The 12,710-nt window shown below is 69.6% G+C and carries 12 protein-coding genes; 9 read left to right on the forward strand and 3 right to left on the reverse strand.

Going from position 1 to position 12,710, the window contains the following annotated elements; translation table 11 throughout:
- Positions 1 to 6: 6 nt before the first annotated feature.
- The 4 genes from C3488_RS27980 to C3488_RS27995 all read left to right on the forward strand — a co-directional run bounded on the left by C3488_RS27980 (position 7) and on the right by C3488_RS27995 (position 4,715).
- Positions 7 to 1,092, forward strand: a complete 1,086-nt coding sequence (locus tag C3488_RS27980) for a PE-PGRS family protein (RefSeq protein ID WP_103843702.1) — start codon at positions 7 to 9, stop codon at positions 1,090 to 1,092.
- 809 nt (positions 1,093 to 1,901) lie between these two features.
- Positions 1,902 to 2,372 carry a hypothetical protein gene (locus C3488_RS27985; protein WP_103843703.1) on the forward strand — a complete coding sequence of 157 codons (471 nt, stop codon included), beginning with the start codon at positions 1,902 to 1,904 and terminating at the stop codon, positions 2,370 to 2,372.
- Between the two features lie 29 nt (positions 2,373 to 2,401).
- Complete coding sequence (locus tag C3488_RS27990; RefSeq protein ID WP_103843704.1) at positions 2,402 to 2,932, forward strand: WXG100 family type VII secretion target; 531 nt, start codon at positions 2,402 to 2,404, stop codon at positions 2,930 to 2,932.
- A gap of 808 nt (positions 2,933 to 3,740) precedes the next feature.
- The gene (locus C3488_RS27995; RefSeq protein WP_103843705.1) at positions 3,741 to 4,715 is read left to right on the forward strand and encodes an NAD(P)-dependent oxidoreductase; all 975 of its coding nucleotides are present in this window, start codon (positions 3,741 to 3,743) and stop codon (positions 4,713 to 4,715) included.
- Positions 4,716 to 5,075: 360 nt separating this feature from the next.
- On the opposite strand, the gene C3488_RS28000 is transcribed toward C3488_RS27995, so the two are convergent.
- Entirely contained in the window at positions 5,076 to 6,197 is a 1,122-nt protein-coding gene (locus C3488_RS28000) for a sensor histidine kinase (RefSeq protein ID WP_103843706.1), read from the reverse strand.
- A gap of 295 nt (positions 6,198 to 6,492) precedes the next feature.
- On the opposite strand from C3488_RS28000, the gene C3488_RS28005 reads away from it, so the two are divergent.
- Complete coding sequence (locus C3488_RS28005; RefSeq protein ID WP_103843707.1) at positions 6,493 to 7,062, forward strand: TetR/AcrR family transcriptional regulator; 570 nt, start codon at positions 6,493 to 6,495, stop codon at positions 7,060 to 7,062.
- Positions 7,063 to 7,108: 46 nt separating this feature from the next.
- On the opposite strand, the gene C3488_RS28010 is transcribed toward C3488_RS28005, so the two are convergent.
- On the reverse strand, positions 7,109 to 7,729 hold the full coding sequence (locus C3488_RS28010) for a ScbR family autoregulator-binding transcription factor (RefSeq protein ID WP_103843708.1): 621 nt from the start codon (positions 7,727 to 7,729) through the stop codon (positions 7,109 to 7,111).
- A gap of 144 nt (positions 7,730 to 7,873) precedes the next feature.
- On the reverse strand, positions 7,874 to 8,656 hold the full coding sequence (locus C3488_RS28015) for a response regulator transcription factor (protein ID WP_103843709.1): 783 nt from the start codon (positions 8,654 to 8,656) through the stop codon (positions 7,874 to 7,876).
- Positions 8,657 to 9,119: 463 nt separating this feature from the next.
- Here C3488_RS28015 and C3488_RS28020 point away from each other — a divergent pair, with 463 nt between their 5' ends.
- From C3488_RS28020 to C3488_RS28035, 4 genes are all read left to right on the forward strand, one after another.
- Positions 9,120 to 10,055 carry a ScbA/BarX family gamma-butyrolactone biosynthesis protein gene (locus tag C3488_RS28020; protein ID WP_103843710.1) on the forward strand — a complete coding sequence of 312 codons (936 nt, stop codon included), beginning with the start codon at positions 9,120 to 9,122 and terminating at the stop codon, positions 10,053 to 10,055.
- A gap of 224 nt (positions 10,056 to 10,279) precedes the next feature.
- Positions 10,280 to 10,861, forward strand: coding sequence for an NADPH-dependent FMN reductase (locus C3488_RS28025; protein ID WP_103843711.1), 582 nt, complete (start codon positions 10,280 to 10,282; stop codon positions 10,859 to 10,861).
- A 242-nt stretch (positions 10,862 to 11,103) separates the two neighbouring features.
- Positions 11,104 to 11,844: a 3-oxoacyl-ACP reductase FabG gene (fabG, locus tag C3488_RS28030; RefSeq protein ID WP_103843712.1), complete on the forward strand. Its 741-nt coding sequence runs from the start codon at positions 11,104 to 11,106 to the stop codon at positions 11,842 to 11,844.
- A 38-nt stretch (positions 11,845 to 11,882) separates the two neighbouring features.
- A complete protein-coding gene (locus C3488_RS28035; RefSeq protein ID WP_258053699.1) occupies positions 11,883 to 12,605 on the forward strand; it encodes a 4'-phosphopantetheinyl transferase superfamily protein in 723 nt (240 codons plus the stop codon).
- The last annotated feature ends 105 nt before the right edge of the window (positions 12,606 to 12,710 follow it).

Raw genomic sequence — 12,710 nt, forward strand, 5'->3', positions numbered from 1 at the left:
ATTCGCATGTCGCTCACACTGCCCGGCGAGCTCGTCTGGGTGCTCGACCTCCTCGGCTACAGCTGGCCCGAGGCCGACGAAGAGGCACTGCACGAGGTCGCCGAGGCCTGGCGTAGTTTCGGCAGGGCGCTCGACGACATCGAGACGCAGGGCGAAGGCTTCGCCCGCACCGTCGTCGCCGCCAACGCCGGCACGGCCGTCGACGGCTTCAGCAAGACCTGGGGCGCCTACACCGGCGCGAACGGCGAGGACAGATACCTCCCCGACGCGAAGACCGCGTGCGAGGTGATCGCTCTCGCCTTCGACGCAGCGGCGGTGGCGGTCCTCACGGCAAAGCTGTCCGTGATCGCGCAGCTCGTCGCCCTCGCCTTGGAGATCATCGCGGCGCAGGCGTCGGCACCCTTCACCTTCGGACTGTCCGAGATCGGCGGGCTCGGCGCGACGCAGGCCACGCGCGTGATCGTCCGGGAGCTGCTGGACAAGCTCAAGAGGGAGGTGATGGAGGCGATCACCAAGGCCATGGAGCACGCCTCCATGGACGCCCTCAAGAAGATCGCCAAGGAGCAGCTCGAGAAGATCACCAAGGAGAAGGTCAAGCAGTTCGCCAAGGACCAGATCAGGCAGCAGGCCAAGCAGTTCGTCCAGGAGAAGGTGGTCGACGCCGCCAAGGACAAGGCCAAAGAGGCCGCCATCGGAATGGCGCAGGACATCGGCCGGCAGAGCATCGAGACCTACTTCGACGCGCGCTCCGGCATCGACCTCGGGGAGACGGCGGGCGTCGCCAGGACGGCGGCCGGTGAGTACGTGGACGGTCTCAAGAACGAGGTCACCGGGGGAGAGGGGTCGACCTTCGCCGACTACACCGATGTGTCCGGGCACGTGGACAACGCCGTGAACAGCGCGACGGAGAAGGCCGGCGGGGTGTCGGGGACCGCGTACAGCGAGGTGTCGACGCTCTGGCCGGACACGGTGCCCATACGGCGCAGGCGTCCGGCGGCGACGAATCCGGCGCCTCCGTGGACGGTTCCGGCTCGACCTCCACGGAGGGTTCCGGCTCCTCGGGCACCGTGCAGGCGTCCCACAGAGCCGTAGCCACCGCCTCCGCGGCGCGCTCCAGCTCCTCCAACACCTCGGAGAGCACGGACGACTGGGCTCGAAGCGAGTTCGGATGACGTCATCGCCGCCTGTCACCGCGCTGACCGCGCCCTCACGGACGTAACCACCCTCACGCTCGGACAGGCGTGCCCGACCCGTGACCGCCGGCGGAACTGGACCGCGAGCGTGCCGAACAGGACGCGTCGGTGCACGGCTGAGACCGCGGAGGCGGTCGGCTCCGTGCTGGGGTTCGAAGTGACGGTGTCCGAACATGAAGTCGTTCGGACACGGCGGCATGGCACGGCTGCTTCGGCCCCCATCGGTCGAAACCGTCGGCGAGCGGGCAGAGTTGGGGAATGCTCCGGTGGTGAAGTCGTCGGCTAGGCTGTGCGCCTCGAACTCATGAGTGAGCAGGAGCAACGGGGGTTGCCTTATGTCCACTTGGGTGGACTTGCCATGCTCTGAAGGGCACTTGGACCGGCCGATCGGGAGCCGACGTGGCTTCTGAATTCCCCCGGCTGATGAAGCAGGACTTCTCCGACCCGGAAGCCGCTGCCAAGGGCCGGCGCAATCTGTCGACGACCATGGCCCCCCTCAGCGACCGCCACCGTCGGCAGGTCACCGGGCCGACGAGGGCAGCGACTCTCTCGAGAACCAGGGAAGAGTCATCGCGGGCGAGCAGCCGGCGGAGGTTCCGAAGGAGGGCGGTGACGAGCCGCCGGAGGTGGACATCACCCTCGGCCTGTAACTCCCTTCTCCGTACGGTACTCGCCGCCTCCTCGGTCCTGCTCCTGACGGGAGGCTGTATGTCCCAGAGCGACGACCGCAACGCTCCGCTGCCCCGCATGGAGAAGGACGCCGCGCTGAAATGGGCCAAGGACCACACCGCGTACATGGCCCGGCTCACCGATGTCGAACTCACCCCCTCGACGGCCAAGGTGAATTTCGAGGCGTGCGTCGGTGAGAACGACGAGGTCGCCGAGGACGGCCGGTACAGCCTCTTCTACTACGTCAACTCCCCGGCCCCTGTGACGGAGCACACACGCGTCGTGCGGATGCTCCGCCGGGAACTCTCTCGGCAAGGGTACGAGGTCACCTCATACCGGGAGTTCAAGAACGCTTATACGTCGGCGGTGTTCAGAGCCCGCAACAAGAAGAACTCCTATGTGGTCACGGCCGACACCGTCGGTTCGGGCAAGAAGGAGCCACAGGAACTCTCTTTCGCCGTACGCACCCCGTGCATGCTCCCGCCCGGAGTGAAGCAGCAGCAGTTCTAACGGCCACAAGGAACTGAGAGGAACCGCACGTGTCCCAGCGCACCGATGTCGACCCGGCTGAACTCCGCGCCTCCGCCGGAGCCTGCGACGGCATAGCCCGGACCATGAAGGACCCCGCCGACAAGGCGGTCAAGGAGGCAGGGACGGCGGGCGGCTCGCTCACGGGCTGGTCGATCGGACCCGCCCTGGCGGAGATCGCCACCAGCTGGAAGCCCGCGCTCGACGGTCTGCACGCCCGTATCCAAGCCGGTGGGGACAATCTCAGGTCGTCGGCGGACGGCCACGAGTGGAACGACGAGCGGGTCTCCCAGGACTTCGAGAAGATGGGCACGGACACCGCGACGCAGGCCACTCCCGGTGTGATGCCCGCGGTGCTTCGCCCGCGCGGGGGCGAGCAGCACCCCGTCCGGCACCCGGACGCCGCCCCGGGCTTCGACCCGGGGGGCCGCCCGTCCGGCGACGGACCACTGGACCCGCGCACCTCGTACGGCACGAACATGCCGACATACGACGAGACCATCGGCACCCGCCCCACGCCCGGCACGAACGACTTCGGCTGACGCGCCGCAGTGCCTCACACGGGCACCCGCACCTACGTGACCGCGGCAACGCGGGCCGCGCGGGGCGGGTGCGCCGGCGCAGCGGTGCTCCGTGCGGAGCACATTGGTGCTGGAAGATCTGAGGGTGCAGAAGACCACACGAGCGGATGGCAGTTGGTCGTTCCCCATCCTTTGGCCGGACTGCTCGGTGGGCGAAGAAGCCGAGAGCTGTCTGCGCCTCCACGAAGGCTCGGGCTCCCCGGGGACCTGGGCCTCCTACACCGTCGATCACCTTCGGTGGCGCATCCGTGAAGGGCTGAGCACGGAGCGATCACGCTGACGACCTCCGCGAGCATCTTCCAGTTCGGGCGGGCGGGCGGGACGTTGCGCGGCCGAAGATCGAGCAAGAACGATCCTGAAACGGAATCGGGAGTCCCTCGGATGTCGTCCCTCAGTTTCGCCGAAGCAGCCGGGTCGCGTCGCTGCGTCGGCAGTCGCCCGCCGCCTCACCGCTTTGGCTGTCCGGGCCTGGCGGCCCCGCTGCTTTCCCCAGGCCGGGGGACAGCAGGACCCGCTGCTGCTCATCGAGCCTGTCCGCCGGAGCGGCGCCGTGCTCGTCCCCACCGTGAACGACGTGCCGTAGCTCTGCTGCGCCATGCCGAACCGGACACTCCCTGCCGGACCGAGGCCCGCGCCGCAGGCCGATGCCACCGGCGGCATCGTCGTCCGAGTCCACGGCATCGAGCAGGCTGAGGCCGTCCTCACGGCAGACCTGGTCCTCTGCGCTGCACCTGCTGACCCGACCCCGACCGCCCGAAGAGGGAACCTCGTGCCAACCACCGTTCTGATCACCGGCGCGGCCGGATTCATCGGCCGTCAGGTCACCCGCGAGGCCGCCCGCCAGGGCATGGACCTCCGGCTGATGTCCCATCGCAGGCCGCTGCCCGGCTCCGACGGTGAGGCGACCGCCGGGCGATCACCGGTGACCGGCCGGCCCGCCCTGTCCGTCCGGGCCGACCTGGCCGACCCTCCCTCGCTGCGCGGGGTGTGCGAGGGGGTGGAGGTGCTGCTGCACTGTGCCGCGCAGATCGGTGGCACCCCCGAGACCAATGAGACAGTCAACGCCCGGGGCACGCAGGCCCTGGTCGCCGAAGCCCGCCGGGCCGGGGTGTCCCGTATCGTCCAGATCAGCACGGCCTCCGTGTACGGGCGGGGCGATTACCGCCGGGCCCGCCCGGAGGACCTGGTCCGCAACCCGGAATCGCCGACCTCGGCGACCCGGGCCGTGGCCGAGGACGCCGTGCTCGCCGCAGGCGGGATCGTGCTCCGCCCGCACTTCGTCCACGGCCCGGGCGACACCTGGCTGGTGTCGGGGCTGGCCGGTGTTCTGCAGGCACTGCCCGGAACGGTCGAGGGCTGGCCCGCACGGCTCTCGCTGGTGTCCGTGCACGACTTGGCGCGCCTGGCGGTCGGGGCGAGCCTCGCCCCGCTGCACAACCTGACCGCGAGCGTCTACCACTGCGCCCATCCGGAGCCGGTGACCGCTCGCGACCTGCTGCGGGCGGTGGCCGACTGTGCTGGGCTGGCATGGCCGCCACGAGAACTGACGATACGTCAGGCGCGCGACCTGCTCTCCGACGACCCGCGCTCCCGGCACGCGCTCGGCATGCTCACCTCCGACCACTGGTTCGACGGGGAACAGCTCTGGTCGGATCTGGCCGAGGTACCTGGGCCGCCTTTCGCGGAGTCCTTCGCGCGGTACGCGCCGTGGTACCGGGAGCAGCTGCGTCCTGCCCGGCAGTGAGCAGGGCGGCCCAGGCCGCGGGCAACGGCCGCCCGACGCCGGTTGCCGGCACGGGGCGTGAGCCGGCGGAATCCGGGGAGCTCGAGGGCGGCTGCGTGGCGGGTGCGGTCCACGGGGGGCGGCCGGACGGCTGTGCACGGTCAGGTCCTCCGCGGTGCCGCCCCGGCCGCGCGACGGCCCTGACCCGACCCGGCGTCACCTTGTCGGTACGAGCGGCGTCGACCGCGTCGACGGCCTTGAGGGGCCGGAGCCGGACGGTCGAGCGTACGTCACGGGCGTACGGTTGCGGCGCCGGCGTGGCCGGGCCGGGTACCGGTCGCCTCTCGTCGGGATCCTGACGGCCACTCGTGTGCCGGGGGCTCAGTGGCTGTGCACCGGGAGGTGGATCTCCACCACGGTGCCGGACCCGCCACCGGCGGCGATGTCCGTGCGGCCGCCGAGGTCCTCGACCCGCTCGGTGAGGAAGCGCAGGTTCTCGACCACGTGCGCCGCGGCCCGGTGCCCGTCGTCGGTCACCTTCGCGTGCAGCCAGCGCCGGTTGACGCGGACGACGGCAGCCACGTGCTGCGCGCCGGAGCGTGTCACGCGGTCGCGCAGTGCCTCACGCAGCGCGAAGTAGATTTCCACCCGGCACCGTTCGGTGAGGACGCGCTCGTCCCCGATGACCTGGACGGAGGTCCGGACGCGGGAGCCCGCAACGCCGTCCCGGGCGCGCAGCCCGGAGAGGAAGCCCTCCAGGGCCTCCCGCAGCGGCGGCAGGTCGCACCCGCGTCGCGCCCCGCCGATCAGCGCTCGGTTCTCCCGTTCGGCCTCGGCCAACGACCTGGCGGCGGCGGTGAGATGGGCGTCGCGGCCGCCGGGATCGCGGATCGCGGCGTCAAGATGAAGCCGGGTGTCGGAGAGCGCGCCCCCCAGCTCGTCGTGCAGCTGCCGGGCCACTCGACGGCGCTCGTTCCATCCGTCGTCACCGGACCACACCTCCTCGGCGGTCTCCTGCAGGCACTCGCCGAGCCGCCGCGCCACGGCCGCAGCACGCAGCAGACCGGTCTCGTTGTGCGCTATGCCGTTCTCCAGTACGTGCAGAAGTGTGCACTCCAACAGCAGGGCCGCCGCGGCGACCACCTGGTGCGGCGAGGCCGATGGCGGGGTGATCGGGGTGGGCCGCGGGCCGCCCGCCCCGTCCCGGGCACAGGCGCGGGCCAGGGCGGCGCGGCCGAACTTCCGTAGCGCCGCGTGCAGTTCGGGCACCTCCGCCTCGGCCGGGGCGAGGACACCGGGCAGCCGGGCGGCGAACCGGTCCAGGACGGCCTCGGCCTCCCAGGTCCCCAGAGTCGGGGAGGCCACCGGGAGAAGGGCGGTGAAGGCGGCGGTTCCGGTGCCGGGCCGCGAGCGCAGGGACATCCGTGCCGCCGCGCGGACCAGTCCTTCGTGCAGGACTTCGGTGAATCCGTTGCCCACCACGGGGGCAGTCGTGCTGCTCATCGGGCTCCTCCGCACTTTGCCTGCGCCATGCCTCCGACCCAACATAACAAACAGACCTGTCTGATTGTCTACACCCTCCGCTGCACTCGGCTTGGCCGCGAGGGTCAAATGTTCCGATAAGTCGACTGATTTTGCTGGAAGTTGCGGGAGTGCCGGACCGTTGCAAGCAAGACTCCGCCCCCTGGGTGTAAAAGAAACAGGCGTGGTTGTATGATTTCAATCGAGCCGATGTGATCTACGGCACCACAACGGGGTGATGTGTAGTGCTCATGCCAAGAAGGAGCGGTGCAGCCCGATGTATACACGGTCCGCACAGACCCGTCAGGTTCTCGTCCGCGCGACGGCCGAGCTGATAGCAGAAGGTCGGGTCTCCGACGCGGGTCTGGTCAATATCTGCCGTAGGGCGGGCGTGAGCCGGGGAGCTCTCTACCACCACTTCGCCTCGACGACGGAACTGACGGCCGCCGTCTACGACCAGGCGCGCAGCCGGGTCGTGGCGCTGATGGAGGAAGCGTTCGAGGGGCCGCCGACGGACGCGCCGGAGCGGTTCTTCGTCGCCCTCGGCGCGGCGATGCGCACCGAGAAGACCGTTCGTGCGGGCATGCAGCTGGCGGCGGACGGGACGGACGGCCGGCCGTCCCTGCGCGATGAACTGCTGACCCTGGTGAATCAGCGGGTGGCGGAGGCGCACGAGGGGGCGGTCGTCCCCTCCGCGGAGGATCTGGCGGACCTTACCGTGGTGGTGGCCGCCGGGATCGAGTCCTTGGGGCATGCGGACCCGGCCTGGTGGGAGGTCAAGACCTCGCAGCGGCTGTGGGAGTTGCTGCGTCCGCTGTTCCGTACGGCCCGCGAAAGGCGGGCCTGAAGCCCGCCTGGGGGCCGGGCCCGAGGCCGCCGGCCTCAGGCCCGCCTCATGCCGTGGTGGCGGCCGGCGGCAGGGTGGTGCGCAGGCGGCTGATCATGCCGGGGGTGGCCAGGCCGGGCAGCAGGAAACGCCAGAACACGGCCACCCGCTCGGGTAGGTCCTCCCGCTTGGTGTAGGCGCGGGACATGATCTGGAGGCCGGTGAAGGCACCCACGATGGTGGCCGCGGCCTCCTGCACGTTCACGCCCGGCAGGATCTCGCCCCGCTCGACGCCCTGTTTCAGCAGTTCGGCGATCGTGCTGGTGGACTGTTCGTACGCGGTTTCCGGCGGGACGGACAACGAGGTCTGCTCGACCGCCAGGCGCACGCTCGCGCGGAGTACCGAGTCGTGCTGGAGCCGCTGGGCGAACCCCAGGGTCAGATCGATCACGGCCTGGAGCCTCAGTGGTTGCTCCGGCACCTCCAGTGCCTCGCCGTGCGCCTCCAGCAGAGCCGCGGCGATGGCCTCCTTGGAGGGGAAGTGGTGGTACAGCGAGCCGCGGGTGAGCCCCGTCCGGGCCAGGATCTCGTTGGTGCTGGCAGCGTCATAGCCGCGCTCGTCGAACACCTGAGCGGCGGCCTCGAGGATCGACCGTCGCGACCGCTTTCCGCGTTCCTGTTGAGCCATGACAGATCCTTACCTCGACTCTTAACAGACTTGTCTGTATGTTAACTGTCGAGGGGCGGCACGTCAGCCCTCTGGGCGCGCGGCAGTTGCGCCCAGTGGTCGTACCGGGGTCTTGTGCAGCGGTTCCAGGGACGCCTGGGTGTCCTATGGGTGCCCGAGCCGGAAGCCGACGCCCCGCACGGTGTTGATCCACTTGCTGGAGCCGAGCTTGCCCCGCAGGGTGCTGACGTGAGTGTCCACGGTGCGGCCGTTCGGAGACCAGGCATCGTCCCAGACCTGGGCCATGATCTGGCGCCGCGGGATGACGGTGCCGGGCTGCGAGGCCAGCAGGTGCAGCAGGTCGAACTCCTTGCGGGTGAGGTCCACCGGCTCCCCGTCCACCGTGGCGATCCGGGCGCCTGCGTCGATGCGCAGCGATCCGTGGTGGATGACCTGCGGGGCGGCGGCCGGCTGCGAACGCACCCGCCGCATAACCGCCTCGATACGGGCCAGCAGCTCGCGGAAGCCGTACGGCTTGACCAGATAGTCGTCCGAGCCCGCCTGCAGGCCGAGCACCCGGTCCAGCTCGGAGCCGCGTGCGGTGATGGTGATGATCGGGATGTCGCTGACCGCTCTGATGGCCCGGCACACCTCAAGGCCGTCCAGGTCCGGCAGGTCGAGGTCGAGCAGGAGCAGGTCGGAGTCGCGGTGATCCCGGAGCGCCTCGGCGCCGGTGGCCACGCTCCTGGTCCCGTAACCCTGCCTCACCAGACCCTTGAGGAGCGTGTCGGCGGCCCGGGCGTCGGTCTCGACGACCAGGACGCGCAGGGGACCTTCCGAGCCCGTGGCCTGCGGGGCGAACGTCGGCGGGGCCGGGGCGACCGCCGGACGGTTCGACTGATGGCGCTCCGATCTGGGTCCCAGTAGATCCACTGCCTGCAGGTTCATGTTCCCCCTCCTCAGGCGCAGCCACGTTTGTATCGGGCTGCTCGAAGCTCATGCATCGAAGATACCAAACAGACTTGTCTGATTGTCAACGTTCTCTCCAGGCACCTGGGAGGGGTGCCGGCGACACCCTGATGGCATGGCTGTGAGCTGCAAATTCCCTTGTTATAGGGCCGGTTGACAAGCTCTGGCCGGTCGACCGAGTGGGGTGCAGGGGTGGCGCGGCGGTTGGCGCATACGTCCTCAATCGTGCAGCTCCGCATGTTTTTCTGGGGCGGCATGGGTCAGATGGGCGGGTTTGTGCACTCGGATGAGGCCTTGGGGCGTCGCTGATGCTGGTTCAATCTTTACTTGTAAAAATGGACCGACCTGTCTGTATCTTGTGGTGGCAGATCGTCGGCCTGCAGGGGGGATGCCGACCTTCGGTTGAGCTCCCCTGCCTAGAAACTGACAGGAGATCTCCCGTATGTCGCATCTGGTCCACATGTCCGGACTCACCACCACGGTCCCACGCGAGTACGTCCACCGAGCCGCAGTGTCGGAAGTTCTGTTGACCGGCTGGGAAGCCGACGCCTCGGCCGGCTCCGGGGAACAGGACGGCTTCGCGGTCAGGGCGCAGTGGCCGCGCAGCCACGCGCTGTTCGCGCCCGACGGTGGTTACCAGGACCCCATGCTTCTGATCGAGTCCGTCCGTCAGGTCGGATCCCTGCTCGCCCACGCCGAGTTCGGGGTGCCGTTCGGCCACCAGTTCCTGATGTCGGACATGTACTTCGCGGCCGCACCCGAACTCTTCGTCGCGGACACCGCCCCCACCGAGATAGCCATGCGCACGACCTGCAGTGACATCGTCCGCCGGGGCGGCTCGCTCCAGGGAATGCGCTACGACGTCACCGTGGTGCGGGACGGCCGGGCGCTGGCCAACGCCGGGGCGGCTTACCGGTGCACGCACCCGGGCGTGTACCGGCGGCTGCGCGGAGGGCGCCCCACCACCGCCACCCGCGACGCACCGCCCGCGATCGACCCGGCCCTCGTGGGCCACGCCAGCCCCCGGCACGTCGTCCTCGCCAGACCCGAGCCGGGCGCCGGGAACCGCTGGGAACTGCGGGTCGACACCGCCCACCCGACCTACTTCGACCACCCGGTGGACCATGTACCGGGCATGGTTCTGCTGGAGGCCGCCCGGCAGGCCGCCCTCGCCTCGACGGGGCTGTCCGACGCCCTGCTGATCGGCCTGAAGAGCGACTTCACGCGCTACGCCGAATTCGACAGCCCCTGCTGGATCGAGGCGCACCCCCAGGTCGACGGCGCCACGGGCCACGTCCGCGTGCGCGTGTGCGGTGTGCAGCAGCAGGAAGGCGTCTTCACAGCGGCCCTCACCCTGCGTCCCCGGCCCCGTTCCTGACAATCCTCTGTAGGTCGGCTGACGTTTTCCTGAAGTCCGTTTCTTGCAGCTTGCAAAGCGGACGAAACCCTGTGGCAGGGGCGGTTGAGGCCACTCGTCCGAACCGAAGAAGATAGAGGTCAGGGTCGCAGAAGAGTCACCGATTCGCGGCGGCGATTCATGCACCCTAACTCCGTTTCCGTTCGCTGTTCCCCGGTGTCAAGGGTGGAAGAGGGCTGAACCACATGACCAAGATCGGAATCATTCTGGGCAGCACCCGCCCGGGACGCAGAGGGCAGGCCGTGGCCGAGTGGGTGGCCAAGGCCGGTGCCGAACAGGTCCCGGACGCCGAGTTCGAGATCATCGACCTCGCCGACTTCTCCCTTCCGATCTTCGACGAGCCGCATCCGCCGGCATTCGGCCGTTACACCAAGGAGCACACCCGTACGTGGTCCGAGGCCATCAAGGGCTATGACGGTTTCGTGTTCGTGACCCCCGAGTACAACCGCTCGATTCCCGGCGCGCTGAAGAACGCGCTGGACTTCATCTACACCGAGTGGAACGACAAGGCGGCCGGCTTCGTGAGCTACGGGATGCAGGGCGGCGCCCGCGCCGTGGAGCACCTGCGCCTGATCCTGTCCGAGCTGAAGGTGGCCACCGTCCGCTCCCAGGTCTCACTCTCCCTGTTCGTCGATTTCAGGACCACCAACCCGGCGGAGCCCGCCGAGTTCACCCCCGGCCCGCACCAGGCGCAGTCGCTCACCACCATGCTCGGCGAAGTCGTCGCCTGGTCCCGGGCGCTGAAACCGCTGCGCGACGGCGCGTGACCCGCATATAGCGAAAACTTAGTCGGTGCCGCATTGAACTTAAGCGGCGCCGTGAAGAAGCTGTTTACCAGGGTTCGGGCCAGTGCATTTCCGAATCCGTGGGAAACATGAAACTCGGGACCCGAGGAGGTGGTGCGGCACCGCCTCTCTCCCCCACAAGACGGAAGGCCACTGCCCAGCAGCGGCCTTCCGTCTTGTTTTTCCTGCTCGTTCCACGAGAGAACCATTCCGGGAGTTGCCACATGGCCCAGGAAATTCGCAAGACCGCCCTCGTCAGCGGTGGCTCGCGGGGCATCGGGCGCGCCGTCGTCCTGCGGCTCGCGCGCGACGGATACCGGGTGGCGTTCTGCTACCAGAACCCGTCCGAAGCCGTGCAAAGCCTTGAGAAGGAGGCCGCCGAGCTCGGCGCGACCGTGGTGTCCCGCCAGGTCGGCGTCACCGACGCCGCGGCGGTCCGCTCCTGGGTCCAGGACACCGAGGAGGAGCTCGGGCCGCTGGACCTGGTCGTGAACTCCGCCGGCATCGTTCGTGACACGCCCCTGGTCATGATGAAGGACGAGGACTGGGGTGACGTGATCGACGTCAACCTCACCGGTACCTTCCTCGTCTCCCGGGCGGCCGTGTTCGGCATGATGAAGCGGAAGTCCGGCTGCATCGTCAACATCTCCTCCGTCGCCGGTGTGCACGGCAACGCGACGCAGACCAACTATTCGGCGTCCAAGGCCGGAATCATCGGGTTCACCAAGGCCCTGTCCAAGGAGACCGGGCGGTACGGCATCCGCGCGAACGCGGTCGCCCCCGGGTTCATCGACACCGACATGGTGTCCGGACTGTCCGACTCCTTCCGGGAGAAGGCCGTGCAGGGCGTCTCCCTGCGTCGCTTCGGCACCCCCGAGGAGGTCGCCGAAGCCGTCGCCTACCTCGCGGAGGCGCAGTACGTCACCGGAACCGTCCTGGAGATCGACGGAGGCCTGTCGATCTGATCAGGCGTGTCCCCCCGCGCCCCAAGGAGACCCTGATCGTGCACAGGACATCCCACCTGTCGATGCCGCCTGGCGGTGCGGCGCCGAGCGTGGTGCGGATCCACGCGCCGGGGTGCACGGACGCGGAGCTGTGGCTGGTCCGCCCCTCGGGGCCGCCCGGCTCTGCGGACCTTGCCGTGCTGGACGCCGCGGAACGGCGGCGTGCCGCCGCCTTCCGCCGACCGGCGCGTGCTGCCCCGTATGTTGCGGCGCACGTGGCGCTGCGCCATCTCCTCGGGGAACGCCTCGGCGTTCGCCCCGAGCGGGTGGTGCTGCGTCGCGAGGCCGGTGGCCGACCCGTGCTGGACGACCACCCGCCCGCCGTCCACTTCTCCCTCTCGCACAGCGGGGGAGTGGCGCTGCTGGGGATCGCCGACCGGGTGATCGGCGTGGATGTGCAGCGCCTGCCCGGCGCATCGACGGTCGAGCTGTGCGGCGGCCGGCTGCACCCGGCGGAGCGCGGGGAACTGCTGGCCCGCCCGCCCGCCGACCAGTCGACGTACTTCGCGCGGCTCTGGGCGCGCAAGGAGGCCTATCTCAAGGGCCTGGGCACCGGCCTCAGGCGGCCGTTGGACGCCGACTACCTGGGCGACGGCAGCGCAGGGAGCCCGGACCGCCCGGCCGGCTGGACGGTCCTGGACGTGCCGTGCCCGCCGGGATTCGCCGCCGCGCTGGCCCTCCTCAACGCCCCGGCACCTGTCATCCGGCCGCAGGGCGCGTAGGGCCGCATCAGGCCGTGTCCCGGGGGCGCGCACCCGGGAGTCACGGAGCCTCGGCGGCGCCGAAGAGCCCCGCCATCGAACGGCACGAACCACAGAAGGAGCCAT

The sequence above is a fragment of the Streptomyces sp. Ru72 genome (assembly GCF_002920635.1).
Classification (GTDB): Bacteria; Actinomycetota; Actinomycetes; order Streptomycetales; family Streptomycetaceae; genus Streptomyces.